Source organism: Burkholderia sp. MSMB1826, from assembly GCF_001526325.1.
In the GTDB taxonomy this organism is placed as follows: Bacteria; Pseudomonadota; Gammaproteobacteria; order Burkholderiales; family Burkholderiaceae; genus Burkholderia.
The window spans coordinates 54,504-78,780 of record NZ_LOYN01000026.1; the positions used below are offsets into that span (position 1 = coordinate 54,504).

22 protein-coding genes and 2 tRNA genes are annotated in these 24,277 nt (G+C 67.7%); 17 read left to right on the top strand and 7 right to left on the bottom strand.

All coding sequences use genetic code 11. The annotated features are described in order from the left end of the window. Positions 1-8: 8 nt before the first annotated feature. Together WS95_RS16355 and WS95_RS16360 are read right to left on the bottom strand one after the other, a co-directional pair. On the bottom strand, positions 9-917 hold the full coding sequence (locus WS95_RS16355; protein WP_059824682.1) for a DUF3592 domain-containing protein: 909 nt from the start codon (positions 915-917) through the stop codon (positions 9-11). Positions 918-1,242: 325 nt separating this feature from the next. Continuing rightward, positions 1,243-1,318: transfer RNA gene (locus tag WS95_RS16360), tRNA-Lys, on the bottom strand. A gap of 190 nt (positions 1,319-1,508) precedes the next feature. Here WS95_RS16360 and WS95_RS16365 point away from each other — a divergent pair. Both WS95_RS16365 and WS95_RS16370 read left to right on the top strand, forming a co-directional pair. Beyond that, positions 1,509-1,913, top strand: a complete 405-nt coding sequence (locus WS95_RS16365) for a PaaI family thioesterase (protein WP_031399646.1) — start codon at positions 1,509-1,511, stop codon at positions 1,911-1,913. A gap of 8 nt (positions 1,914-1,921) precedes the next feature. After that, positions 1,922-2,788, top strand: coding sequence for a patatin-like phospholipase family protein (locus WS95_RS16370; protein WP_034208704.1), 867 nt, complete (start codon positions 1,922-1,924; stop codon positions 2,786-2,788). A gap of 49 nt (positions 2,789-2,837) precedes the next feature. Here the strand turns inward: WS95_RS16370 and WS95_RS16375 are convergent, their stop codons facing one another. Next, a complete protein-coding gene (locus WS95_RS16375; RefSeq protein ID WP_059780745.1) occupies positions 2,838-3,851 on the bottom strand; it encodes a D-2-hydroxyacid dehydrogenase family protein in 1,014 nt (337 codons plus the stop codon). A 427-nt stretch (positions 3,852-4,278) separates the two neighbouring features. Between WS95_RS16375 and WS95_RS16380 the strand changes: the two genes are divergently transcribed. Next, on the top strand, positions 4,279-5,328 hold the full coding sequence (locus WS95_RS16380) for a LysR family transcriptional regulator (RefSeq protein WP_034208702.1): 1,050 nt from the start codon (positions 4,279-4,281) through the stop codon (positions 5,326-5,328). A 107-nt stretch (positions 5,329-5,435) separates the two neighbouring features. On the opposite strand, the gene WS95_RS16385 is transcribed toward WS95_RS16380, so the two are convergent. The 3 genes from WS95_RS16385 to dprA form a co-directional block, all read right to left on the bottom strand. Then, the gene (locus WS95_RS16385) at positions 5,436-8,033 is read right to left on the bottom strand and encodes a DNA topoisomerase III (protein ID WP_059824683.1); all 2,598 of its coding nucleotides are present in this window, start codon (positions 8,031-8,033) and stop codon (positions 5,436-5,438) included. A gap of 194 nt (positions 8,034-8,227) precedes the next feature. Beyond that, positions 8,228-8,608 carry a thioredoxin family protein gene (locus WS95_RS16390; protein ID WP_034208700.1) on the bottom strand — a complete coding sequence of 127 codons (381 nt, stop codon included), beginning with the start codon at positions 8,606-8,608 and terminating at the stop codon, positions 8,228-8,230. A 36-nt stretch (positions 8,609-8,644) separates the two neighbouring features. Beyond that, entirely contained in the window at positions 8,645-9,964 is a 1,320-nt protein-coding gene (dprA, locus tag WS95_RS16395; RefSeq protein WP_059824685.1) for a DNA-processing protein DprA, read from the bottom strand. A 185-nt stretch (positions 9,965-10,149) separates the two neighbouring features. Between dprA and def the strand changes: the two genes are divergently transcribed. The 14 genes from def (at position 10,150) to WS95_RS16465 (ending at position 22,988) form a co-directional block, all read left to right on the top strand. Next, positions 10,150-10,653 carry a peptide deformylase gene (def, locus tag WS95_RS16400; RefSeq protein ID WP_006477461.1) on the top strand — a complete coding sequence of 168 codons (504 nt, stop codon included), beginning with the start codon at positions 10,150-10,152 and terminating at the stop codon, positions 10,651-10,653. A 34-nt stretch (positions 10,654-10,687) separates the two neighbouring features. Further along, positions 10,688-11,671, top strand: a complete 984-nt coding sequence (fmt, locus tag WS95_RS16405; protein WP_034208698.1) for a methionyl-tRNA formyltransferase — start codon at positions 10,688-10,690, stop codon at positions 11,669-11,671. 120 nt (positions 11,672-11,791) lie between these two features. After that, positions 11,792-12,433 carry a LysE family translocator gene (locus WS95_RS16410; protein ID WP_034208697.1) on the top strand — a complete coding sequence of 214 codons (642 nt, stop codon included), beginning with the start codon at positions 11,792-11,794 and terminating at the stop codon, positions 12,431-12,433. Positions 12,434-12,533: 100 nt separating this feature from the next. Next, positions 12,534-13,391, top strand: a complete 858-nt coding sequence (htpX, locus tag WS95_RS16415) for a zinc metalloprotease HtpX (RefSeq protein WP_034208696.1) — start codon at positions 12,534-12,536, stop codon at positions 13,389-13,391. Between the two features lie 248 nt (positions 13,392-13,639). After that, complete coding sequence (gene rsmB, locus WS95_RS16420; RefSeq protein WP_034208786.1) at positions 13,640-15,031, top strand: 16S rRNA (cytosine(967)-C(5))-methyltransferase RsmB; 1,392 nt, start codon at positions 13,640-13,642, stop codon at positions 15,029-15,031. Then, complete coding sequence (locus tag WS95_RS16425) at positions 15,028-15,618, top strand: DUF4390 domain-containing protein (protein ID WP_059780817.1); 591 nt, start codon at positions 15,028-15,030, stop codon at positions 15,616-15,618. The genes rsmB and WS95_RS16425 overlap by 4 nt, the downstream gene beginning before the upstream one ends. Further along, a complete protein-coding gene (gene esaS / locus WS95_RS16430) occupies positions 15,608-18,022 on the top strand; it encodes a sensor histidine kinase EsaS (protein WP_034208694.1) in 2,415 nt (804 codons plus the stop codon). The genes WS95_RS16425 and esaS overlap by 11 nt, the downstream gene beginning before the upstream one ends. Further along, on the top strand, positions 18,023-18,724 hold the full coding sequence (gene esaR / locus WS95_RS16435; RefSeq protein WP_034208693.1) for a response regulator transcription factor EsaR: 702 nt from the start codon (positions 18,023-18,025) through the stop codon (positions 18,722-18,724). It abuts the gene before it with no gap. Between the two features lie 60 nt (positions 18,725-18,784). Further along, positions 18,785-18,860, top strand: a tRNA-Phe gene (locus WS95_RS16440). Between the two features lie 351 nt (positions 18,861-19,211). After that, positions 19,212-19,946, top strand: a complete 735-nt coding sequence (queC, locus tag WS95_RS16445) for a 7-cyano-7-deazaguanine synthase QueC (protein WP_034208692.1) — start codon at positions 19,212-19,214, stop codon at positions 19,944-19,946. A gap of 75 nt (positions 19,947-20,021) precedes the next feature. Further along, a complete protein-coding gene (gene queE, locus WS95_RS16450; protein ID WP_059780752.1) occupies positions 20,022-20,654 on the top strand; it encodes a 7-carboxy-7-deazaguanine synthase in 633 nt (210 codons plus the stop codon). An 18-nt stretch (positions 20,655-20,672) separates the two neighbouring features. After that, entirely contained in the window at positions 20,673-21,125 is a 453-nt protein-coding gene (queD, locus tag WS95_RS16455) for a 6-carboxytetrahydropterin synthase QueD (RefSeq protein ID WP_027785754.1), read from the top strand. 328 nt (positions 21,126-21,453) lie between these two features. Then, positions 21,454-22,239 carry an HpcH/HpaI aldolase family protein gene (locus WS95_RS16460; protein ID WP_006495381.1) on the top strand — a complete coding sequence of 262 codons (786 nt, stop codon included), beginning with the start codon at positions 21,454-21,456 and terminating at the stop codon, positions 22,237-22,239. After that, entirely contained in the window at positions 22,236-22,988 is a 753-nt protein-coding gene (locus tag WS95_RS16465) for a tetratricopeptide repeat protein (protein ID WP_059824686.1), read from the top strand. Before WS95_RS16460 ends, WS95_RS16465 begins: the two co-directional genes overlap by 4 nt. Positions 22,989-23,117: 129 nt before the next feature. On the opposite strand, the gene rodA is transcribed toward WS95_RS16465, so the two are convergent. Then, entirely contained in the window at positions 23,118-24,266 is a 1,149-nt protein-coding gene (rodA, locus tag WS95_RS16470) for a rod shape-determining protein RodA (protein ID WP_034208688.1), read from the bottom strand. Positions 24,267-24,277: the final 11 nt, after the last annotated feature.

A 24,277-nucleotide genomic window follows, 5' to 3' on the forward strand; every position in this document is an offset into this window, starting at 1 on the left:
CGCGTGCGTCATCGGGCGGCTTCGTGCGGCCGGTGGTGGTCGGGCCATAACGTCGCGGCGACGAACAGCCCCGCTGCGAGGAACGGCGCGCCGATCGCGAACAGGATGGCCGTGAGGCCCCAGCGATCCCAGAAGCGGTCGACGAGCGCCCGCTCGGGGGTGACGGGATCGTACAGCACGCTGACCGCGTCGCCTTTGTGCAGGCCCGGCTGCGACGACGCCGAGCCTTGGGCGAACGTGATCAGCCGTCCGCTGTCGGTCGTGAACGCGACGATGGCCGAATACAGCGACGTGCGCGACCGCGACGATCGCCCGTTTTTCGCGATCTCGACCACATGGCCGGTCGAGCGCGCATAGTGGTGGACGATCTGCCACTGACGCAGGCCGGCCGCGCCGGCGCCGGCGAGGAAGCCCGTGCCGATCGCGATCGGAATCAGCACGATCGCGACATCCCAGCGGCGCCGTGCCGGCTGGCGTGCGACGCGAGGCCGCGCCGGCTCCGATTGTCGGCGGCGACGCTCGCCGGCGATCAGCACGCTGCCGATCGCGAACGACGCGACGGCGAGCAGCGCCGGCACGGCCACCGGAAACCAACGTTGCGTGAAATCGTCGATCAGCGCCGGGCGCTCGGGGTGGTCGGGGTCGAGCAGGACGTCGACGTTTTCGCCGATGTCGTAGGCGGGGACCGTCGATGCGGTATTGCCGGCGACTTCGCGGCGCTGGCCGTCGTTCGCGAGGTACGCGACGATCGGCCGGTACGCGCGCATCGCATCGCTGTCCTGGACGATGCGCACGACCGTGCCCGGCACGCGGACCAGATGGCCGGGTTCCCGGCTTGCCGTGACGGCGAGTGCGCCGGTCAGCACGGACAGGACGACACCGATCGTCAGCGCGACCAGCGCGTTCTTACCCGGCATGACGCGATCCGGTTCGTGCGTCGCGCGGGTTCGGGTGTGCCCGGGTGAGCGGCCCGTCGCGACGGACAGGCCGATATTGGCGCGACCACGCCCTCTGAATGGTCGCGTCTCGTTCACATGCTTCCATGTCTGACGTCCCGTGTTCTCTCAGTGCCGGCGGCAGACGACGATACGTGCGCCGGTCGTGTGATTTTGTCGGACGATTCTAGCGGAAACGATGCGCGACGGGCGTGCGGTGACGTACCGCGAAAGGCGCGCGCCGCGAGTGCGGCGCGCCAGAACGAAAAAGGCCGGTCAGCTTTCGCTGACCGGCCTTTGGAATTCCTGGTGGGGCGTGAGTGACTCGAACACTCGACCTACGGATTAAGAGTCCGCTGCTCTACCAACTGAGCTAACGCCCCCAACAGAAGAAAGATTATGCGTGAGTATTTCAGGCTTGGCAAGCCTTTTCTGCAAATATCCTGAAAATATTTCGTCGAGACGGCGGCGGCCGTCGGCGCGATAACGAGCGGTCGCAGTTTGCGCGCTCCCGGTATGATGACGCCACACGCGTTGCGCGGCGGTCGCGCGACGTTTTCTGGACAGTCGAAGATGGACGAAAACGCAGTCCGCGAATTGCTGGATCGCCTGCTGGCCCCGTGGGTCCGCTCGCTGGGTCTGGTCCCCGTGTCGATCGGCGACGACAGCGTCACGCTGCGCCTGCCGTTTTCCGGCGAGTTCCGCCATTCGGGCGGCGTGATCTGCGGCCAGGTGTTCACGGCGGCCGCCGACACCGCGATGGTGGTCGCGATCTCGGCCGCGCTCGGCGAATTCCGGCCGATGACGACGGTGTCGCTGAACACGAACTTCATGCGTCCCGTGCGCAAGGGCGACGTACTCGTCACCGCGCGCGTGCTGCGGATGGGCCGCAATCTCGTGTTCGGCGAAGTCGAGCTGTTCGACGAGGACGGCAAGATGGCCGTCCACGCGACGTCGACCTACGCGCTCGTCGGCTGAGCGGCGCGATGTTCGACCAGATCGTCTTTGCGGGCGGCGGCAATCGGTGCTGGTGGCAGGCCGGCTTCTGGGACGTCGCGCAGCCGGCGCTCGACCTGCGCCCGCGCGTGATCACCGGCATTTCGGCCGGCGCGGCCACCGCGTGCATGCTGTATACGCGCGACGCCGCGTGGGTGATGCGCTATTACGAAGAGGCGCTGCGCCACAACCGGAAGAACGCGTACTGGGGCAACCTGTTTGGGCGCGAGCCGGTGTTTCCGCACTACCGGATCTACCGCCAGGCGTTGCTCGACATCTACGGCGAGCCGTTCGCGAAGCTCGCCGCGGCGCCGGAGATCCGCATCGGCGTGTCGCACGTGCCGCGCTGGCTCGGCGCGCGCAGCGCGGTCGCCGCCGGCCTCGTCGCGTACAACATCGAAAAGTACGTGCGCAAGACGCTGCATCCGACGCTCGGGCGCACACTCGGTTTCCGGCCCGAATTCGTGCGTGCGCAGGCCTGCACGCAAGTCGACGAACTCGCCGACCTGATCCTGCAGTCGTCCTGCACGCCGCCGTTCACGCCGGTGCTGCGGCGCGGCGGCCGGCCGGTGCTCGACGGCGGGATGGTCGACAACGTGCCGGTCGATGCGCTCGACCCGTCACCGGGCGACGTGCTGGTGCTCGTCACGCGCCTGTATCCGCGTCCGCAGATGTTCACGGTCGCGCATGGCGACCAGCGGCGGCTGTACGTGCAGCCGTCGAGCAAGGTACCGATTTCGAGCTGGGATTACACGAGCCCGTCGCAGATGCGGCATGCGTACGATCTCGGTCGGCGCGACGGCGAGCACTTCCTCACGCGTGTCGGCGCGATGACGGGCGGCCGCGTGGCCGCCTGACGATCGGGAATGGAGCAGCGGGGCCGCGCGGCGTGCGCAGCCCGTGCGATCAGCGCTTGCGGATCGGCGTCAGCGCTTCCGGATTCGCGACGCTCGACATGTCGCCGTCGTCGAACGCGAGAATGTTGCGGAATGCGGCACTGAAATACAGCTCGTAGCTTTCGCGTTCGACGTAGCCGATGTGCGGCGTGCAGATCACGTTTTCCATCCGCAGCAGGCTGTAGCCCTGCAGGATCGGCTCGCTTTCGAACACGTCGATCGCGACCATCCCCGGACGGTTGTGCGACAGCGCGTTGACGAGCGCGTTGTCCTCGAGCAACTCGGCGCGGCTCGTGTTGACGAGCAGCGACGTCGGCTTCATCCGCATCAGGTCTTCCTGCTTCACGATCCCGCGCGTGTCGTCGTGCAGGCGCAGGTGCAGCGACAGCACGTCGCTCTGCTCGAACAGCGCTTCGCGACTCTGCGCGGCCGTGTAGCCGTCGGCGCGCGCGGCTTCGAGCGAATGCTCGCGGCCCCAGATCAGCACGTTCATCCCGAACGCCTTGCCGTAGCCGGCGACGAGACGGCCGATCTTGCCGTAGCCCCAGATGCCGAGCGTCTGGCCGCGCAGCACCTGGCCGAGGCCGAAGTTCGGCGGCAGCGCCGACGTCTTCAGGCCCGACTGCTGCCAGGCGCCCTGCTTCAGGTTCGCGACGTACTGCGGAATGCGGCGCTGGGCGGCCATCACGAGCGCCCAGGTCAGCTCGGCCGGCGCGACCGGCGAACCGGTGCCTTCGAGCACTGCGATGCCGCGGTCGGTACACGCGTCGAGATCGATGTGGCTCGACACCCGGCCGGTCTGGCTGATCATGCGCAGGTTCGGCAGCTTCGAGAGCAACTGCGAAGTAATCGGGGTCCGTTCACGAATCAGCACGAGCGCCTCGACTTCCGCCAGACGGCTGGCGAGCTGTCCCAGGCCGCGCACCGTATTGTTGAAGACCTTTACGTCGTGGCCGGCGAGCATCTCGAAGCAGTTCAGCTTGCGGACGGCGTCCTGGTAATCGTCGAGGATGGCAATTTTCATGGTGAACGGGGTGTCGCGCGTTGAAAGCGGCACGGGCGGCGGCGCGCCTTGCGCGCCCGCTCTGCCCGGCCGGGGCCGACATGATGCTACGCCGGCCGCCTTCGTGGTGTCTTTTTAACAGGTTGTTACGCTCCGCCGCAATCGGCGCCAGTCACCCCCGGCGCCACTCGCGCGCCGTGCGAAGCGGTGCGCTGTTGTGTCGCATCAAACACGTCCTTTCTGATTCGGCCGCTTACACGCCGAGGTTCACCCAATTGTTGCTCCAAGCAGAATAATTGGATCAACTATCCGCGGAAGCCGAGGATTTTTGACTATTTTTATCGTCAACCGGCCCCTTGTTGAGCAACTCTGCATCATTTCCGCTGTCGTAGGAGAATTACGCATTTGCTTCATCTTTTTGAAGTTGTAACAGCGGCAGGAGTCGTTTATGGATCATTTGCAGTCGATGCGCGTGTTCGTCAAGGTTGCAGATCTCGGCAGTTTCGCGCGGGCCGCGAGCGCAATGGATATCTCCAACGCGGTCGCGACGCGCCACGTCGCCGATCTGGAAGGCCGGCTCGGCACGCGTTTGCTCAACCGCACCACGCGCAGCCTCTCCCTGACGGAGTCGGGTCAGGTCTATCTCGAGCGTGCCCGCCAGATCCTCGACGAGCTCGAGGACGTCGAGCAGATGGTCGTCGCACGCAATCACGAGCCGGTCGGCACGCTGCGCATCGTTGCGCCGGTCGTGTTCGGCCTGCACAACCTCGCTCCCGTGCTGCAGTCGTACACGGAGAATTTCCCCAAAGTGGTGCCGGATCTCACGCTGGTCGACCGGCAGGTCGATCTCGTCGAGGAAGGCTTCGACGTCGGCATCGTCGTCACGCGCCAGATGCGCAGCGCGAGCATCGTCACGCGGCGTCTCACCACCGGTTGCATGACCGTGTGCGCGACGCCGAGCTATCTGGAGAAGCACGGCGTGCCGATTCATCCGGAACAGCTCGCCGAGCACCCGGCCTTGAGCCTGCCGACCGAATACTGGGGCGACGAGCGCGTGTTCACGGGGCCGGACGGCGAAGTGCGTGTGCGCCCGACCAACGTGATCGTCGCGAACAACACCGCGATGCTGCGCCAGTTCGCGTTGCTCGGAATGGGCGTCGCGATCCTGCCGAGCTACCTGATCGGCAGCGACATCGCGCGCGGCGCGCTCGTGCGGCTGCTGCCGGAATTCCGGCTGCCGCAGGTCGAGATCAACATCGCCTACCCGAGCCGGCGCCACCTGCCGGCCAAGGTGCGCACGTTCATCGACCACCTCGTCGAACATTTCAGCCACTCGACCGACGCGATGATGGGCGAGCAGTGGGCCGCGCAGGGCGCGACGCCGCCGCCGATCGGCGTGGAGATGCGGGCCGAGCAGCCCGAGTCGACCGATCCGAACCTGCAGCCGCGTCTTGCGCGCTCGCCGCGCACGCGCGTGGCGGTGCCGTCGCCGCTGTAACGGCTCGGAGGCCGGCACGAAAAAAACGCGGATCGATCGATCCGCGTTTTTTTATGGCTGCGTACCGGCGCCGGACGCGCCGCAAGCGGCGCCCGGCGGCCGGGACGTCACGAACCCGTCTTGCGCGCCGTCGTCTTGCGTGCGGCGGTCTTGCGGGCCGGTGCCGGTTTCTCTTCGGCGCCTTCGGTCACGGTTTCGGCATCCTTCGCCGCCGATTTGGCCGTCTTCTTCGCGGCGGCCGCCTTCGGCTCCTTCTTCTCGAACTCGAAGCCGATCTTGCCGTCCGGCTGCTTCACGAGGAACGCCTTGAAGTTGCGGCCGGTACGCGACGACTTGAAGTTCGGCAGCAGATCCGTGCGACCGTCGGCAAGCAGCTTGCCCATCTGCTCGCGCGTGATTTCCTGCTGCAGGATCACCTTGCCCGAGCGGAAGTCGCAGGTCTTCGGGTTCGCCACCGAGTGCTCGCACACGTAGCTCATCCCGTGCTCGAACACGCGGCCCTTGCACTTCGGGCACGCGCCGACCGGTTCCTGCGCCGAGAAGTCGGGCGCTTCGCCTTCGTCACCGCCCTGATCCTGGCCGAAATCGAACTCGAGCTTGTAGTTCTTCGTCTCGTCGTCGAACGACAGCTTGAGGATCGCCGAGAACGGGCGGCCCATCTTGCTGCGGAACCCCGACAGCGGCCCGATTTCCTTCTTCTGCAGCAGCTCCTCGACTTCCGGGATCTCGAATTGCCGGCTGCCCGGAATCTTCGAGATCGAGAAATCGCACTTCGTGCACGCAAAGCGGCGGTAGTTTTCCTTCACCTGGCCACCGCAGTTCGGGCACGGTGTCTCGAGGGTCGCGTAGTCGCCGGGGATCGTGTCCGAATCGTATTCCTTCGCGCGCTTGACGATCTGCTGCGTCATGCGGGCGATTTCCTGCATGAACGCGTCGCGGCCGAGATTGCCGCGCTCCATCTGCGACAGCTTGTATTCCCATTCGCCGGTGAGCTCGGGCGCCGTGAGTTCCTTCACGCCGAGGCCGCGCAGCAGCGTCATCAACTGGAATGCCTTCGCGGTCGGAATCAGTTCGCGGCCTTCGCGCAGCAGATACTTCTCGCCGAGCAGGCCTTCGATGATCGCCGCGCGCGTCGCCGGCGTGCCGAGGCCCTTCGCGGCCATCGCCTCGCGCAGCTCGTCGTCCTCGACCAGCTTGCCCGCGCCTTCCATCGCCGACAGCAGCGTCGCTTCCGAGTAGCGTGCGGGCGGCTTCGTCACCAGCGCGACGGCGGCGATCTCGTCCGTCTTCACCTTCTCGTCCTTCTGTACCGGCACGAGGTTCGCGTCCGCGCCTTCGGCGTCGCGGCCGTACACCTGCAGCCAGCCCGGCTCGACGAGCACCTTGCCTTCGGTCTTGAAGTGATGGCCGGCGACTTCGGTGATCCGGGTCGTCACGCGGAATTCGGCTGCCGGGAAGAACACCGCGAGGAAGCGCTTCACGACCATGTCGTACAGCTTCTGCTCCGGCTCGGACAGCGACTTCGGCGCCTGCAGCGTCGGGATGATGGCAAAGTGGTCGCTGATCTTCGAGTTGTCGAAGATCCGCTTGTTCGGCTTCACCCAGCCCTTGTCGAGCACCTGCTTCGCATGCGGCAGATAGTTGTGGCTCTCCTTGAGCATCTCGAGCGTGGACTGGACCGTCGACAGATAGTCTTCCGGCAGCGCGCGCGCATCGGTACGCGGGTAGGTCAGCACCTTGTGCTTTTCATACAGCGCCTGGGCGAGGCCGAGCGTGTTCTTCGCGGAGAAGCCGAAGCGGCTGTTCGCCTCGCGCTGCAGGCTCGTCAGGTCGAACAGCAGCGGCGACAGTTGCGTCGACGGCTTCGATTCCTCGGACACCGTGCCGACCTGGTCGCGACAGGCGGCGACGATCGTTTCGGCCGCCGGCAGGCTCCACAGGCGGGAGTCGCGCTTTTCCGGATCGAATTCGTCGCGCTTGAATTTCGGGTCGAACCACTTTCCTTCGTAGAAGCCGCCCGCGCACGCGAATTCGGCCTTCACTTCCCAGTAGTCGCGCGGGACGAAGCGACGGATTTTCTCTTCACGTTCGACGACGATCGACAACGTTGGCGTCTGCACGCGGCCGACGGTGGTCAGGAAGAAGCCGCCGCCCTTGCTGTTGAACGCGGTCATCGCGCGGGTGCCGTTGATCCCGACGAGCCAGTCGGCTTCCGAGCGGCAGCGGGCGGCGTCGGCGAGCGGTTGCATGTCCGAGTCGCTGCGCAGGTTCGCGAACCCATCGCGGATCGCCTGCGGCGTCATCGATTGCAGCCACAGACGCTGGACCGGCTGTTTTGCCTTCGCGTGCTGCGCGATCAGGCGGAAAATCAGCTCGCCTTCGCGCCCCGCGTCACATGCGTTGATCAGGCGGTCGACGTCCTTGCGCTTCATCAGTTTCGTGAGCACCTTGAGGCGCGACTCGCTTTTTGCGATCGGGTTCAGGTCGAAATGCGGGGGAATGACGGGCAGATGCGCGAAGCTCCATTTCCCGCGCTTGACCTCGTACTCCTCCGGGGCTGCGATTTCCAGCAGGTGGCCGACAGCGGACGAAAGGACGAAATCGTCGCTCTCGTAATACTCGTCATGCTTGGTAAAGCCGCCCAAAGCGCGTGCGATGTCGTTCGCGACAGAAGGCTTTTCCGCAATGATCAGTGCTTTGGACATGACAGGTGTGTGTTGGTAGACCGGGTTCGCCGGTTGTGGGTCCCTTTTACGACCGCTTTATAGCACACGCCGCAGCGACGGCGGCTCGGCGTGTAAAAAGCGGCTCATCATAGAGGGGGGCCGCAACGGCGGCAAGCGCCCGGCGCGGCGGGGCGCGCAAGCCTGCGCAAAAACTGCCGCTCCGGGCCGCGAATTCAGGCTTCGACGTTCAGGACGTCGCGCAATTTCGGTGCGTGCGGCGCACCGGGCACCGCGCTCAAGTCGGACAGCATGCGCTCGACGATCGCCGCGTGCGGCAGCACCGTGCCGAAGAAGCGTGCGGTGTGGGCGTCCTCGATCAGGATGGTCGGGAAGTTCTCGACGTCGAGATCGTCGAGCCGATCGGCATGGGTTTCGATGTCGATCCAGGCGAAGCAGGCGTCCGGATGCGCGTCGGCGAGCCGGTCGAAGGCGCTCCGGTAGTCACGGCACGTGCCGCACCACTCGGCGCACAGGCAGGCGACCAGCAACGTGCCGGGATCGGCGAGGCGCTCGGCGATCCGATCCGCATCGGTGTCGAGATTCAGCGCGGGCATGGAATTCCTTGGATATCGTCGGCGGCCGGGCCGCCCCTATGGCGGGGACTGTAGCATGCCCCGCGCGGACGGGGTGGGCGCCGCGTCGAGCCGCGCGAAGCGGCCGCCGGCGACGCTCGCGATGCGGCCGGCCAGTTCCAGCGCGAGCAGCGCGCCATGCAGCACGTCGTCGGGCAGGCCACTGTGCTCGGCGAGCCATTCGTACGTCACGGGGCCGTATCCCAATGCGACGAGCACCGCTCGTTCCGACGGATCGTCCGGTGGCGGGGCTTCGGATCGGGGCGGCGCGGCAGCCGTTGCGGCGCGATCCGCTGGCGCGCTGCCGGCCGTGCCGGGCCCGGGCGCGCGGATTTCGCCGGCGTTCGCGCGCGGGTGGCCGGCGCGCGCCGCGCCGCCCGTGCTGTGCGCCGCCGGCTCGCCGAGCCCGTATTCCTCGAGCACGTCGAGCGGCGCCGCGGTGAGCTTTGCGCCGTCGCGGATCAGCGCGTGGCAGCCCTGCGCGAGCGGCGCGTGGATCGAGCCGGGTATCGCGAACACATCGCGCCCCAGTTCGTTTGCGAGCCGCGCGGTGATCAGCGAGCCCGAGCGCGGGGCGGCCTCGACGACGAGCACGCCGAGCGCGAGCGCGGCGATCATCCGGTTGCGCTGCGGAAAATGCGCGGCACGGGCCGGCGTGCCGAGCGGCCATTCCGACACGATCGCGCCGTGCGCGGCGATTTCGTGGGCGAGCGCGCGGTGCCGCGCCGGATAGACGAGATCGGCGCCCGTCGCGATCACCGCGACGGTGCCCGACCGGCCGTCGAGCCCGCCGCGATGCGCGGCGCCGTCGATCCCGAGCGCGAGGCCCGAGACGATCGTGAGGCCCGCGTCGGACAACGCGTGGGCGAAATGCGTTGCGTCGGCGAGCCCCTGCGGCGTCGCATGGCGGCTGCCGACCACGGCGAGGCCGCGTGCGTGCAGCAGGTCGAGCCGCCCCTTTACATATAGCAGCGGCGGCGGATCGTGCAGGTCGCGAAGCCGCGGCGGGTAGGCCGGATCGCTCAGCGTGACGAGCACGTTGCCCGGCCCGTCGAGCCAGGCGAGTGCGGCGTCGGTGCGCGTATCGAGATCGTCGCGCTCGCTCGCGCGCACGGCTTGCGCGGCGGCGGGGCTGCTCACGGCGGCGATGGCCTGGCCGGACGCGCACAGCACCGCCGCCGGCGAGCCGAATGCCGCGAGCAGCGCCTGCAACACGGCGGGCGAGAGACCGGGCGCATGCGCGAGCTGCAGCCATGCGCGCAGCGCGGAGGGCGTCAGCGCTTGCGGCGACATGAGGCTGCCCTCGAATGCGGCGGCCAGCGCAGCGCGTGGCGCCATGATAAAATTTTCATCATCCGAAATACTCGACAGGGCCGTGCGCGCAGGCGCCCGGCCGATTGCAGGAGGCGCGATCCGCGGCATTGATATGCCACGCATCCGCCTCATCTTCATTGCATCCCGGCGGCGGCGCCAGCCGGCCGGATGGCCGATGCGGCACGCCGCTCCACCGAATACCGAACGCCATGGCTTTGCTCAATATTCTTCATTACCCCGACAAGCGGCTGCACAAGGTCGCCAAACCCGTCGACAAGGTCGACGACCGGATCCGCAAGCTCGTCGCCGACATGGCCGAGACCATGTACGCGGCGCCCGGCATCGGCCTGGCGGCCACGCAGGTCGACGTGCACGAGCGCGTGATCGTGATCGACGTCTCCGAGGAGAAGAACGAGCTGCGCGCGTTCATCAACCCGGAGATCGTGTGGTCGAGCGACGCGAAGCAGATCTACGAAGAGGGTTGCCTGTCGGTGCCCGGCATCTACGACGAAGTCGAACGCCCCGACCACGTGCGCGTCCGCGCGCTCAACGAGCAGGGCGAGACGTTCGAGCTCGACTGCGAAGGCCTGCTCGCCGTGTGCGTCCAGCACGAGATGGATCACCTGATGGGCCGCGTATTCGTCGAATACCTGTCGCCGCTCAAGCAGACGCGCATCAAGACGAAGATGAAGAAACTCGAACGCGCGATGTGATGCGCGTACGCCCAGCCCGACCCCGAACGCTGTCATGACCCATACGTTGCGCGTGATTTTTGCCGGCACGCCGGAATTCGCCGCGGCTGCCCTCGCCGCGATCCACGAGGCCGGTTTCCCGGTGCCGCTCGTGCTCACCCAGCCCGATCGCCCGGCCGGCCGCGGGATGAAACTCCAGGCGAGCGCGGTGAAGCGCTACGCCGTCGAGCACGGGATGACCGTCGCGCAGCCGCCGTCGCTGCGCCGCGCGGGCAAGTATCCGGCGGAGGCGGCCGACGCGATCGAGCTGCTGCGCACGACGCCGCACGACGTGATGGTGGTGGCCGCGTACGGCCTGCTGCTGCCGCAGGAGGTGCTCGACATCCCGCGCGCCGGCTGCATCAACATCCACGCGTCGCTGCTGCCGCGCTGGCGCGGCGCCGCACCGATCCATCGCGCGATCGAAGCGGGCGACGCCGAGACCGGCGTCACGCTGATGCAGATGGATGCCGGCCTCGACACCGGCGCGATGATCGACGAGGCGCGCATCGCGATCGCGCCCGACGATACGACCGCGACGCTGCACGACCGGCTCGCCGCCGACGGCGCGCGACTGATCGTCGACGCGCTCGTGCGGCTCGAGCGCGACGGCGCGCTGCCGGCGACGCCGCAGCCGGCCGACGGCGTGAGCTACGCGGAAAAGATCGGCAAGCACGAAGCGGCGCTCGACTGGCGCAAGCCCGCCGACGTGCTCGCGCGGCAGGTGCGTGCGTTCGATCCGTTCCCGGGCGGCGTCGCGACGCTCGACGGTGCGGCCATCAAGCTGTGGGCGGCCGAGCCCGTGGCGGCGCGCGGCGACGCGGCGCCCGGCACGATCGTCGAGGCCGCGCCGGAAGGCGTGGTGGTCGCATGCGGCAGCGGCGCGCTGCGCGTCACGCAGTTGCAGAAGCCGGGCGGCAAGCGGCTGCCCGCGCGCGAATTCCTCGCCGGTTCGCCGCTCGCCGCGGGCCAGCGTTTCGCGCTGCCCGACATCGACTGACACGGCCTGAGCGCCATTCGACCGGATTCGCCGGCCCCGCGCAACTGGCCGGACGGCCGAGTCGCGCGGGGCCGCAGGCACGCGTAGAATTTCCCTGCGCTTTCCGGTTTCGAGGTTTTCATGTTCGGCATCGTCCATTTCGGCTTCTTCGTGTTCGCGGTTTTCCTGCTGAACATCACGCCCGGCCCCGACACGGCCTACATCATCGGCCGCAGCGTCGCGCAGGGGCGCGGCGCGGGGCTGATGTCGGCGTTCGGTATTTCGGCCGGCTGCTGCGTCCACGCGCTCGCATGCGCATTCGGCCTGACCGCGCTGCTGGCGGCGTCGGCAACCGCGTTCACGGTGATCAAGCTGGTCGGCGCCGCGTATCTGATCTATCTCGGCGTGCGGATGATCGTCGCGAAGCAGGCCGCCGCGCCGTCGGGCGCCGAAGCCACGCACGCCGCGGCCGCCAGGCCGCTGCGGCAGCTGTTCATGCAGGGTTTCTGGACCAACGTGCTGAATCCGAAGGTCGTGCTGTTCTTCGTGTCGTTCTTCCCGCAGTTCGTGTCGGCCGACAGTCCGCACAAGGCCTGGGCATTCCTGACCCTCGGCGCGGTGTTCGTCGCGATGAGCACGGTCTGGACGAGCGTCGTCGCGTGGGTGGCGGGCAGCGTCACGCAGCGCTTCGCCGGCAAGCCGGGCGTCAAGAAGTGGCTTGACCGCACGGTCGGCAGCGCTTTCGTCGGCCTCGGCCTTCGTCTGGCGAGCGCGCAACGCTGAGATTGAATTTTTCCGGCGAGACCTTATCTAACAAATCGCTTACAATTTTCCGCCGTGCGCTGTCATGCGCGGCGGGTCCCCTGACGGATAAGGAGTGGGTATGTTCAATTGGGTCAAAACGGCGATGCTGATGGCCGCGATCACGGCCCTGTTCATCGTGATCGGCGGGATGATCGGCGGCTCGCGCGGCATGACGATCGCGCTGCTGTTCGCGCTCGGCATGAATTTCTTCTCGTACTGGTTCTCCGACAAGATGGTGCTGCGCATGTACAACGCGCAGGAAGTCGACGAGAGCACGGCGCCGCAGTTCTACCGGATGGTGCGCGAGCTGGCCACGCGCGCGAATCTGCCGATGCCGCGCGTCTACCTGATCAACGAGGACGCGCCGAACGCGTTCGCGACGGGCCGCAACCCCGAGCACGCGGCGGTCGCGGCGACGACGGGCATCCTGCGCGTGCTGTCGGAGCGCGAGATGCGCGGCGTGATGGCGCACGAGCTCGCGCACGTGAAGCACCGCGACATCCTGATCTCGACGATCACCGCGACGATGGCGGGCGCGATTTCGGCGCTCGCGAACTTCGCGATGTTCTTTGGCGGGCGCGACGAGAACGGCCGGCCGGCCAACCCGATCGCGGGTATCGCGGTCGCGCTGCTCGCCCCGATCGCAGGCGCCTTGATCCAGATGGCGATTTCGCGGGCCCGCGAGTTCGAGGCCGACCGCGGCGGCGCGCAGATTTCCGGCGATCCGCAGTCGCTGGCCACCGCACTCGACAAGATCCATCGCTACGCGGCGGGCATCCCGTTCCAGGCGGCCGAGGCGCATCCGGCCACCGCGCAGATGATGATCATGAACCCGCTGCACGGCGGTGGCCTGCAGAACCTGTTCTCGACGCACCCGGCCACCGAGGAGCGCATCGCGCGCCTGATGGAGATGGCGCGCACCGGCCGCTTCGATTGATGCCCCGGCGTAGCGCGCGGCCGTTGCCGCGCGCAGGCCGCTCCGCCACCCCGCATGCTCCGCGCTGCGGGGTGTTTCATTTGTGCGCGCCGTAAAGGGGCCAAAGGGGGCGGCATGGTCGCACGCTACAATGCGCGGTTTGGGATCGCAGGGCCACCTGGCGGCCGCGATCCCGCCGTTTGCCGCCGCTGCTTGCCGCATTGGTTTGTCGCACCCGATTGTGGCGCTTGTTTGCCGATTCCGCACCGATGACACGACCCCGTTTTTCCGCTCCGACTTCTTCCGGCCGCCCGGCGCGCCTGTCCGCGCTGCACCTGGCGCCCGATTCGCTCGGCTTCGCGCTCGACGCGGCCGCGCAGGCGGTCGATGCGGTGCGACGCGGCACCGCGTTGCCGGCGGCGCTGTCGGCGGTGTTCGCGCAGATGCCGTCCGGTGCGCAGGCGCTCGCGCGCGGCGCGACGCAGGACGTCGCCTACCGGACGATGCGCCGCCTCGGCAGCGCGGACTGGCTGATCGGCAAGTTCATCGACAAGGCGCCGCCCGCGCACGTGCACGCGGTGCTCGCCGGCGCGTTCGCGCTGCTGCTCGACCCGGCGGACGAGGCCGCGTACCCGGCGTTCACGGTGGTCGACCAGGCCGTCACGGTCATCGGTGCGCGGCGCGAGTTCGCATTCGCGAAGGGGATGGTCAACGCGGTGCTGCGCCGTTTCCTGCGTGAGCGCGACGCACTCGCCGCGGCGATGCAGGACGACCCGGTCGCGCACTGGAACTACCGCGCGTGGTGGGTCGATGCGGTGAAGCGCGCATGGCCGGACGCGTGGCAGGCGATCCTCGCGGCCGGCGAGCGTCAGGGGCCGTTGACGCTGCGCGTGAATGCGCGTCGCGCGAGCGTCGATGCGTATCTCGACACGTTGCGCGCAAGCGGGATCGACGCGACCGCGATCGGCCGGCATGCGGTGCGGCTCGCATCGGCGCTGCCGGTGGATCGCATTCCGGGATTCGCCGACGGCGTGGTGTCGGTGCAGGACGCCGGCGCGCAGCTCGCGGCCGAATGGCTCGGCGCGCGCGACGGCATGCGCGTGCTCGACGCGTGCGCGGCGCCCGGCGGCAAGACCGGCCATATTCTCGAGCTCGCCGATGCGGACGTCGTGGCGCTCGAAAGCGACGCGACGCGCGCGGCGCGCATCGGCGAGAATCTCGTGCGCCTGTCGCTCGCAGCGAACGTGTGCGTCGGCGACGCGGGCACGCCGCACGCGTGGTACGACGGGCGCCCGTTCGATCGCATCCTGGCCGACGTGCCGTGCTCGGCATCCGGTATCGTGCGGCGGCATCCCGATATCCGTTGGCTGCGCCGCGAGGCCGACATCCCGGCGCTCGTCGCGGAGCAGCGTCGCATCCTGTCGGCGCTGTGGCCGCTCGTGAAGCCGGGCGGCGAACTGCTTTACGTGACCTGTTCGATCTTTCCTGAGGAAGGCGAATGGCAGGCCCGCTGGTTTGAAGCGGCCTGCGAAGATGCGGTACGATTGGACGCCCCTGGCCAACTGCTGCCGGGCGGCGTGCAGGGGCGGGCGGCCGCCGGCGCACTCGACCAGAACATCGATCACGACGGATTTTTCTACGCGCGGTTTCAGAAACGGTGACGATCAAACACCTTTTTCCATTTCGGCTCGCGGCCGTCTTGCTGGTCGCGTTGACGCTGTGCCTGGCCGTCGTCCGGCCGGCGCATGCCGAATCGATCGCCGTGCAGCGCGCGTCGCTTCAGTCGGACGGAAGCGGCTGGAGCCTGGACGCGCGTTTCGACTTCGAGCTGAATCCGAGCCTCGAGGATGCCGTCAACAAGGGCATCCCGCTTTACTTCACGACCGACTTCGAACTGAGCCGCGCGCGCTGGTACTGGTTCGACGAGCAGCCGGTGTCGGTCACGCAGACGATTCGCCTGTCGTTCCAGCCGCTCACGCGCGAGTATCGCGTGTCGACGGGCGGCCTGCAGCTTGGCTTCCCGTCGCTGAAGGATGCGCTCGCGGTGGTCCGCCACATCACGTCGTGGCACGTGATCGACCGCAACCAGGTGCGCGCGGGCGAAACCTACACGGCATCGGTGCGGATGCAGCTCGATACGGCGCTGATGCCGAAGCCGTTCCAGGTCGATGCTGTGAACAACCGCGACTGGACGCTCGGGTCGGACTGGAAGCGCTTCAACTTCACGGTGACCGAACGTGCTAAATAAAGTACGCCGCGCGGCCAGCGGGAAGAGCCTCCTCATCCGCGTGATCGTCTCGACCGTCGCGCTGACCGCGCTGCTGCTGCTCGTCCTGCTCGCGGCCGCGAGCGCGAACACCGAATTCTTCGACCGCTACTACTCGTGGCTGTACGCGACGAACATCGTCGTCGCGCTCGTGTTCCTGCTCGTGGTGCTCGGGCTGATCGGGATGATCGTCGTGCGCCTGCGCAAGGGCAAGTTCGGCACGCGGCTGCTCGCGAAGCTCGCGGTGTTCTTCGCGCTCGTCGGCGTGGTGCCGGGCGGGATCATCTACGTCGTGTCGTACCAGTTCGTGTCGCGCAGTATCGAGTCGTGGTTCGACGTGAACGTCGAGACGGCGCTGACGGCCGGGCTGAACCTCGGCCGCGGGATGCTCGATGCGTCGCTGTCCGATCTGCAGACGAAGGCGCGGCTGATGTCCGACCAGCTCGCGAGCGTCGATGCGAACACGAACGGCACGACGCTCACGCTGCTGCGGCTGCGCGACCAGTTCGGCGTGCAGGACGCGACGATCGTCGAGCCGAGCCGCGGCGGCTCGGGCGCGGCGCCCGACCTGCACATCGTCGCGCAGGCGTCGGGCAATTTCGCGGCGCTGATTCCGGACGACCTGCCGACGCCGCTGATGCTGAGCCAGGCGCGCGAACACGGCGCGTATGCGGCGATCGAGGGCGAAGTCGACGGCGACCCGCGCGCGCATGGCGCGAAGGGCGCGTTGCGGCTGCGCGTCGTGCGCCCGATTCCCGATGCGACGACGTCGCTGCTGCAGCCGGCGGAGCGGTTCCTGCAGCTCACGCAGCCGGTGCCGCCGACGCTCGCGCACAACGCGGACGCCGTGCAGCGCGCGTACCGCGAGTACCAGGAAAAGTCGCTCGGCCGCACGGGCCTGCGCAAGATGTACATCGGCACGCTGACGCTCGCGCTGTTCCTCGCGACCTTCATCGCGATGATGCTCGCGCTCGCGCTCGGCCAGCAGCTCGCGCGGCCGCTGTTCCTGCTCGCGCAGGGCACGAAGGAGATCACGGAAGGCGACTACACGCCGAAGCGCGAGATCAAGACGCGCGACGAACTCGGCTTCCTCACGCAGTCGTTCAACGCGATGACGCGCCAGTTGTCCGAGGCGCGGCTCGCGGTCGAGAAGAACCGCATCGCGCTCGAGCATTCGAAGACGTATCTCGAGAGCATCCTCGCGAACCTGACGGCCGGCGTGTTCGTGCTCGACCGCCAGTTCCGGCTGACGACGGCCAATCGCGGCGCCGAGCGAATCTTCCGGCAACCGTTCAACTCGCTGATCGGCACGACGCTCGACCGGATCGGCGTGGCCGCCGGGTTCGGCGCGATGGTGCGCAAGGCGTTCGCCGATCGCGAGGCGGCGTCCGACGGCGGCAGCGGCGATCGCGGCCACTGGCAGCAGCAGTTCGCGATCGAGGTGCCGGGCGAAACCGAGCCGCTGACGCTGCTCGTGCGCGGCACGCGTCTCGTGTCGACGGTCGAGGGGCAAGCCGACGATCCACAGACGTCCGGTTACGTCGTCGTGTTCGACGACATCTCCGACGTGATTTCCGCACAGCGTTCGGTCGCGTGGGGCGAGGTCGCGCGGCGGCTCGCGCACGAGATCAAGAATCCGCTGACGCCGATCCAGCTGTCGGCCGAGCGGTTGCAGATGAAGCTGTCCGACAAGCTCGCGCCGCCCGACGCGGACGTGCTCAAGCGCGGCGCGACGATGATCGTGAACCAGGTGGCCGCGATGAAGCGGATGGTCGACGATTTCCGCGAATACGCGCGCACGCCGCCGGCGGTGCTCGCGAACCTGCAGTTGAACGAACTGGCGAGCGAGGTGCTCGGGCTGTACGGCGTCGGCGAAGGCAAGAGCGCGATCGTCGCCGAGCTCGCGCCGTCGCTGCCGGTGATTCGCGGCGACGCGACGCAATTGCGCCAGGTGATTCATAACCTGCTGCAGAATGCGCAGGATTCGGTCGCGGAGTCCGCGCATCCGCGTGTGTTGATCGAAACCAAGACAGTAGAATATGGCGACCCCGACGCCGAGGGCAAAACGCGCGTCGCGGTACGTCTGACCGTGTCCGACAACGGGCCCGGTTTTCCGGCACGCATCCTGACGCGCGCGTTCGAGCCTTACGTGACGACGAAGGCGAAGGGCACGGGGCTCGGGCTGGCCACGGTCAAGAAAATCGTTGACGAGCACGGCGCGCGGATCGATCTGCGCAATCGCATGCACGGCGAGACCGTCGAGGGTGCGCAGGTGTCGATCCTCTTCCTGCAGATGGCGAGCGATACGCCAGGCGCCGAATCCGGTGCACAGGACGGGGCGGCTTCCGCCAAGACAAAAGCAAGTGAGCAGACAAAGGCAGCGTAAATGGCAACCATCCTGGTGGTAGATGATGAAATGGGCATCCGGGAATTGCTCTCGGAGATCCTCAGCGATGAAGGACATGTCGTCGAGGCGGCGGAGAACGCGCAGGCCGCGCGGGAATACCGGCTGAATCAGGCGCCCGATCTCGTGCTGCTCGATATCTGGATGCCCGATACCGACGGCGTCACGCTGCTCAAGGAATGGGCGGCGCAGGGGCTGCTGACGATGCCCGTGATCATGATGTCCGGGCACGCGACGATCGATACCGCCGTCGAGGCGACCAAGATCGGCGCGCTCGATTTCCTCGAGAAACCGATTGCGCTGCAGAAGTTGCTGAAGGCCGTCGAGCACGGTCTCGCACGCGGCGCGGCGCCGGTGTCTGCGAACGCGGCGGCGAAGGCGGGCGGCGGGCAGGCCGCGGGGCCGGCGGCGGTCGCGTCGGCGGCAGCGCTGCCGACGCTCGGCGACGACATGGCGTCGGCGCTCGGCCTCGCGGGCCAGACGGCCGCGATCCCGTTCGACATCCCGTTGCGGGAAGCGCGCGATGCGTTCGAGCGCGCGTACTTCGAATATCACCTCGCGCGCGAGAACGGCAGCATGACGCGCGTCGCGGAGAAGACGGGCCTCGAGCGCACGCACCTGTATCGCAAGCTCAAGCAGCTCGGGGTCGAGCTCGGCAAGAAGCCGTCCGAAGGCGCGCTGTAAAATATTTTGCGAAAGCACTTGCTCGGGGACCAATAGCTCGATATACTTTCATTCTTCGTTGGCCCGGTAGCTCAGTTGGTAGAGCAGCGGATTGAAAATCCGCGTGTCGATGGTTCGATTCCGTCCCAGGCCACCAGCATTTAAAACCCCAAGAATCGGAAGGTTCTTGGGGTTTTTCGTTTGTGGTGGGTATTGCGTGTCGTGGGCGGCGAGCCCGGCAGCATTCGCCGGAGCATGATAAAATCCGTGCCCGCTCAATGACTTAGCGCATCGCTTCATGCGCATGGCAGGCTGCCCGCGGTGCGCCTGCCGTGGCGCGCGGCAACGATGCCGCGCGATGAGCGGTATAAGCGCGCCGCCGCATTCGCGGCCGACCGCGCTGCCTATACTGGTCGAGCCGGCGCAGGCCGGCCGCGTCGGGCCGCCCGGCGGCAGCCGGCCTCGGGGCGCAGTGCGACGCGAGCCTACACATTCACGGAGTATCACGGTGATTCGGACAGACGCTAAAGACGGCGCGCTCGTGTTGTTTTCCGGCGGGCAGGACTCCGCCACGTGCGTGGCATGGGCCCTCGAGCGCTACCAGACGGTCGAGACGCTGGGCTTCGATTACGGCCAGCGCCATCGCGTCGAACTCGAGTGTCGCGAAGGCGTGCGCGAAGCGCTGAAGCGCAAGTTTCCCGCGTGGTCGGACCGGCTCGGCGACGATCACATGATCGACCTGTCGGTGCTCGGCGCGATCAGCGATACCGCGATGACGCGCACGATCGAGATCGAGACGGCGGCAAACGGCCTGCCGAACACGTTCGTGCCGGGCCGCAACCTGATGTTCATGACGATCGCCGCGGCGATCGCCTATCGCCGCGGGCTGCGCGTGCTGGTCGGCGGGATGTGCGAGACCGACTTTTCGGGCTATCCCGACTGCCGCGACGACACGATGAAGGCGCTGCAGGTCGCGTTGAATCTCGGGATGGATACGCGCATGGTGCTCGAGACGCCGCTGATGTGGCTCGACAAGGCGCAGACGTGGCAGCTCGCCGAACAGCTCGGCGGCGAGACGCTCGTCGAACTGATCCGCGTCGAGACGCACACGTGCTACGTGGGCGAGCGCGCGGAACTGCACGACTGGGGCTTCGGCTGCGGCGAATGCCCGGCCTGCAAGCTGCGCAAGCGCGGCTACGAGGCTTACCTGAAGGGCGAGCGCGTGACCGAAGCGCCGCTGTGACGCGGCTGCGCGGGCAGCGCTTGATGGACAACGGATTCTGATCGACAACGAGCGGCGCAAGCCGGACGAAGCACGATGACTTACGCGGTCAAGGAAATTTTCTACACGTTGCAGGGCGAGGGCGCGAATGCGGGCCGGCCGGCCGTGTTCTGCCGGTTCGCCGGCTGCAACCTGTGGTCGGGCCGCGAAGAGGATCGTGCGGAGGCCGTGTGCCGCTTCTGCGATACGGACTTCGTCGGCACCGACGGCGAGAACGGCGGCAAGTTCAAGGACGCCGCGGCGCTCGTCGCGACGATCGCCGGCCTGTGGCCGGAGGGCGAAGCGCACCGCTTCGTCGTCTGCACGGGCGGCGAGCCGATGTTGCAGCTCGACCAGCCGCTCGTCGACGCGCTGCATGCGGCGGGCTTCGAGATCGCGATCGAGACCAACGGTTCGCTGCCGGTGCTCGAATCGATCGACTGGATCTGCGTGAGCCCGAAGGCCGATGCGCCGCTCGTCGTCACGAAGGGCAACGAACTGAAGGTCGTCGTTCCGCAGGACAACCAGCGGCTGGCCGACTACGCGAAGCTCGATTTCGCGTATTTTCTCGTGCAGCCGATGGACGGCCCGTCGCGCGACCTCAACACGAAGCTCGCGATCGACTGGTGCAAGCGTCATCCGCAGTGGCGGCTGTCGATGCAGACCCATAAATATCTGAACATTCCCTGAGCCACGGCTTTTGACATCGTGCTGATTACCCGAAAACTCGAATTCGACGCGGGCCACCGCATTCCCGATCACCGCAGCCAGTGCAGGAACCTGCACGGCCATCGCTACGTGCTCGAAATCACGCTGCGCGGCGATCTCGTCGATACCGAGGGGGCGCCCGACCGCGGCATGGTGATGGATTTCGCCGACGTGAAGGCGCTCGCGGTCGAGCACCTGGTCAGCAAGTGGGACCACGCGTTCCTGGTCTATGCGCGCGACGAGGTCGTGCGCTCGTTTCTCGAGCAGATGGCCGACCACAAGACCGTCGTGCTCGATCGGATTCCGACCGTCGAGAACCTCGCGGCGATCGCGTTCGACCTCCTCGCGAACGTGTACGACGCGCACTACGGCGTGAACCTGCGCCTCGAGCGCGTGCGCCTGTACGAGACGCCGAACTGCTGGGCCGACGTCGAGCGCCAGCCCGGCCGCTGACCTGCCCTCCCGAGAGGCAGCCCCGCCGTCCGGCGTGGGCCGCCTCGTCGCGCCGCCGGCTCGCCTTCCTCCGCGCCGTGCCGGTACGGCTTCCCCCGTCTGTTCCCGCATCGAGCACCCCGCCGCGCTATGATCGTCGTGCGGCACCGAAAAACGCTCGCGTGAGCGATTGCGCGGCCCGCTGTCAGATCGGCCGGCCCGATCCGACTCACGTTCTCCGGCGCGCGATCCGCCGCCGTCGCCATGCTTCGATTGCCCGGCGCCGCGCGTTTCGCTTCGCCTGTTGCTTGTCCCGTTCGATTGCCGTTCCGTTCCGGAGGCCGTATCGATGAGCACGCTCACCAATTCCCTCAAACAACGCCTGCGCGACGGCGACGAGCCGCTGTACGGCCTGTGGCTGTCGCTCGGCAGCGACTCGGCCGCGGAAGCGCTCGCGCATGCCGGTTACGACTGGCTCTGCATCGACATGGAGCATGCGCCGAACGACAGTCGCGACGTGGCGTCGCAACTGCGCGCGATCGCCGCGGCGCACCTGCCGAGCGAGCCGGTCGTGCGCGTGCCGGCGCGGGAGCCGTGGCTCGTGAAGCGCGCGCTCGACGCCGGCGCGCGCACGCTGATGTTTCCGTGTATCGAGACGCCCGACGACGCCGCGCACGCGGTGCGGCTCACGCGCTTTCCGTCGCCGGAATCGCCCGACGGGCTGCGCGGGGTCGCAGGCATGGTGCGCGCGGCGGCGTTCGGCATGCGCCGCGACTATCTGCAGACGGCGAATGCGCAGGTCGCGGTGATCGTGCAGGTCGAATCGGCGCGCGGCGTCGACGAAGTCGAGCGGATCGCGGCGACGCCCGGCGTCGATTGCCTGTTCGTCGGCCCGGCCGATCTCGCGGCGAGCCTCGGGCATCTCGGCGATATCCGCCACCCGGACGTCGAAACCGCGATGGCGCGCGTGCTCGCGGCCGGCAAGCAGGCCGGCGTCGCGGTCGGCATCTTCGCCGGCGACACGGCAGCCGCGCGCCAGTATCGCGAGGCCGGTTACCGGATGATCACGGTGTCGGCCGACGTGAGCTGGCTGCTGCGCGCGACGCGGCAGGCGTTGCAGGAGGTACGGTCATGAACGGCGCAGACGGTGCGTGCCGCCGGCGCGCGCGGATCGGGACGATGGTCGGCCTGTGGGCCGTGTGTGCGGCGGCGGCCGCGCAGGGCGCGCCGCAAGCGAAGCCCGATCCGTCGCACGAGACGCAATCGGCGGTCGCCGACTACAACGCCGGCGACTATCGCGCGGCGCTGGTGCAATTCCACGACGCGGCCGAGCGCGGCGATCGCCTTGCGCAGTTCAACTACGCGATGATGCTGCTGACCGGGGAAGGCGTGACGGCGAACGTCGACGAAGGGCTGCGCTGGCTGAAGCGCGCGGCGGACGCGAACATGTCGCATGCGCAGTACGTATACGGCCGGATGTTCGACGATGGCGAGTTCGTCGCGCGCAACCCGGCCGAAGCGCATCGCTGGTTCCTGCGGGCCGCGAAGCAGGGGCACGTGCAGGCCGAGCTGTCGCTCGCGAACCAGTTCCTCGACGGGCGCGGCACGCCGCGCGACAACCGGCAGGCATTCGCGTGGTACAAGCAGGCCGCCGACGCGGGCGAGCCCATCGCGCAGTACGTGACCGCGTCGTTCTACGAGCGCGGCGGCGACGGCGTCGCGCAGAACCTGAACATCGCACGCGCGTATTACGCGGCGGCAGCCGCGCAGGGCGACGAGACGGCCGAGCTGAAATTCAAGGAGTTGAGCGCGCGCCTGAAGGCGCCGACGCCGGCGTCGGGTGCCGGCGCCGAGCAAGGCAAGCCGCACGCGCCGCCGCAGTAAGCGGCCCGCGCCCAAGCCATCCAGGCGATTCATCGAAACACGCCCCAAAAGGTTGGATCGAGTCCAATCCTTGGGGCGCAGCTCACGCCGGCATCGTCGTTTCCGAGCGCCGCGGTGCAGGCCGCGCGCTCAGCTCTTCATCAGCCGCCGCTGCCGCCCGACGCTCATGATCATCCCGATCGCGATGCCGAGCGTCGTGAGCGCGGTGCCGCCGTAACTCATGAACGGCAGCGGCACGCCGACGACCGGCAGCACGCCGCTCACCATCCCGATGTTGACGAACGCGTAGACGAAGAACGCGAGCGTGAGCGAGCCCGCGAGCAGCCGGCCGAACAGCGTCGCGCCCTGCGCGGCGATGTAGAGCCCGCGCGCGATCAGCGCCATGTACAGCGTCAGCAGCACGAGGCCGCCGGCGAGCCCCCATTCCTCGGAGAACACCGCGAAGATGAAGTCGGTGTGCTTCTCCGGAATGAATTCGAGGTGTGCCTGCGTGCCTTTCAGGTAACCCTTGCCGAGCACGCCGCCCGAGCCGATCGCGATCACGGCCTGGATCGTGTGGAAGCCTTTGCCGAGCGGGTCGGACGTCGGGTCGAGCAGCGTGCACACACGGTGCTTCTGGTAATCGTGCATCAGCGGCCACTGCACTTCGGGCTGGCAGATGCGCTCTTCGAACACGGCGATCGAGCCGACCGCGATCACGCCCGCGACGAGCACCGGCACGATCAGCTTGAACGACAGGCCGGCGAGGTAGATCACGAAGAAGCCGGCCGCGAACACGAGCAGGCCCGTGCCGAGGTCGGGCTGCTTCGCGATCAGCCCGACCGGCACCAGCAGGATCCCGAACGCGGCGACAAAGTCGTACCAGCGCAGCCCGCCTTCGCGACGCTGGTAGTACCACGCGAGCATCAACGGCGTCGCGATCTTGAGGATTTCCGACGGCTGGATCACGACGCCGACGTTCAGCCAGCGCTTCGCGCCCTTCTTGGTCATCCCGAACAGCGCGACGGCGATCAGCAGCGTGACCCCGAACGTGTAGAGCGGGACCGCGAAGCGCATCAGCGTGGTCGGCGGGATGTTGGCGATCACCCACATCAGCACGAACGTCAGCAGGATGTTGCGCAACTGGTCCTCGACGCGGCCCGGCACGTCGATCGACGCGCTGTACAGCGTGACGATGCCGACGCACAGCAGCAGGAACACGATGAGCGCGAGCGGGCGGTCGAACCCGGCGAACATCTGCTTGATCTTGTCGAGCCAGGCGCGCTTGTCGAATTGCATGCCTTTCTCCG

Bases quoted from the DNA above. Each gene is read 5' to 3' on its own strand.
- WS95_RS16355 (WP_059824682.1), bottom strand. From the start codon at position 917: ATGCCGGGTAAGAACGCGCTGGTCGCGCTGACGATCGGTGTCGTCCTG.
- WS95_RS16365 (WP_031399646.1), top strand. From the start codon at position 1,509: ATGGACGAAAACGCAGTCCGCGAATTGCTGGATCGCCTGCTGGCCCCG.
- WS95_RS16370 (WP_034208704.1), top strand. From the start codon at position 1,922: ATGTTCGACCAGATCGTCTTTGCGGGCGGCGGCAATCGGTGCTGGTGG.
- WS95_RS16375 (WP_059780745.1), bottom strand. From the start codon at position 3,851: ATGAAAATTGCCATCCTCGACGATTACCAGGACGCCGTCCGCAAGCTG.
- WS95_RS16380 (WP_034208702.1), top strand. From the start codon at position 4,279: ATGGATCATTTGCAGTCGATGCGCGTGTTCGTCAAGGTTGCAGATCTC.
- WS95_RS16385 (WP_059824683.1), bottom strand. From the start codon at position 8,033: ATGTCCAAAGCACTGATCATTGCGGAAAAGCCTTCTGTCGCGAACGAC.
- WS95_RS16390 (WP_034208700.1), bottom strand. From the start codon at position 8,608: ATGCCCGCGCTGAATCTCGACACCGATGCGGATCGGATCGCCGAGCGC.
- dprA (WP_059824685.1), bottom strand. From the start codon at position 9,964: ATGGCGCCACGCGCTGCGCTGGCCGCCGCATTCGAGGGCAGCCTCATG.
- def (WP_006477461.1), top strand. From the start codon at position 10,150: ATGGCTTTGCTCAATATTCTTCATTACCCCGACAAGCGGCTGCACAAG.
- fmt (WP_034208698.1), top strand. From the start codon at position 10,688: ATGACCCATACGTTGCGCGTGATTTTTGCCGGCACGCCGGAATTCGCC.
- WS95_RS16410 (WP_034208697.1), top strand. From the start codon at position 11,792: ATGTTCGGCATCGTCCATTTCGGCTTCTTCGTGTTCGCGGTTTTCCTG.
- htpX (WP_034208696.1), top strand. From the start codon at position 12,534: ATGTTCAATTGGGTCAAAACGGCGATGCTGATGGCCGCGATCACGGCC.
- rsmB (WP_034208786.1), top strand. From the start codon at position 13,640: ATGACACGACCCCGTTTTTCCGCTCCGACTTCTTCCGGCCGCCCGGCG.
- esaR (WP_034208693.1), top strand. From the start codon at position 18,023: ATGGCAACCATCCTGGTGGTAGATGATGAAATGGGCATCCGGGAATTG.
- queE (WP_059780752.1), top strand. From the start codon at position 20,022: ATGACTTACGCGGTCAAGGAAATTTTCTACACGTTGCAGGGCGAGGGC.
- WS95_RS16460 (WP_006495381.1), top strand. From the start codon at position 21,454: ATGAGCACGCTCACCAATTCCCTCAAACAACGCCTGCGCGACGGCGAC.
- WS95_RS16465 (WP_059824686.1), top strand. From the start codon at position 22,236: ATGAACGGCGCAGACGGTGCGTGCCGCCGGCGCGCGCGGATCGGGACG.
- rodA (WP_034208688.1), bottom strand. From the start codon at position 24,266: ATGCAATTCGACAAGCGCGCCTGGCTCGACAAGATCAAGCAGATGTTC.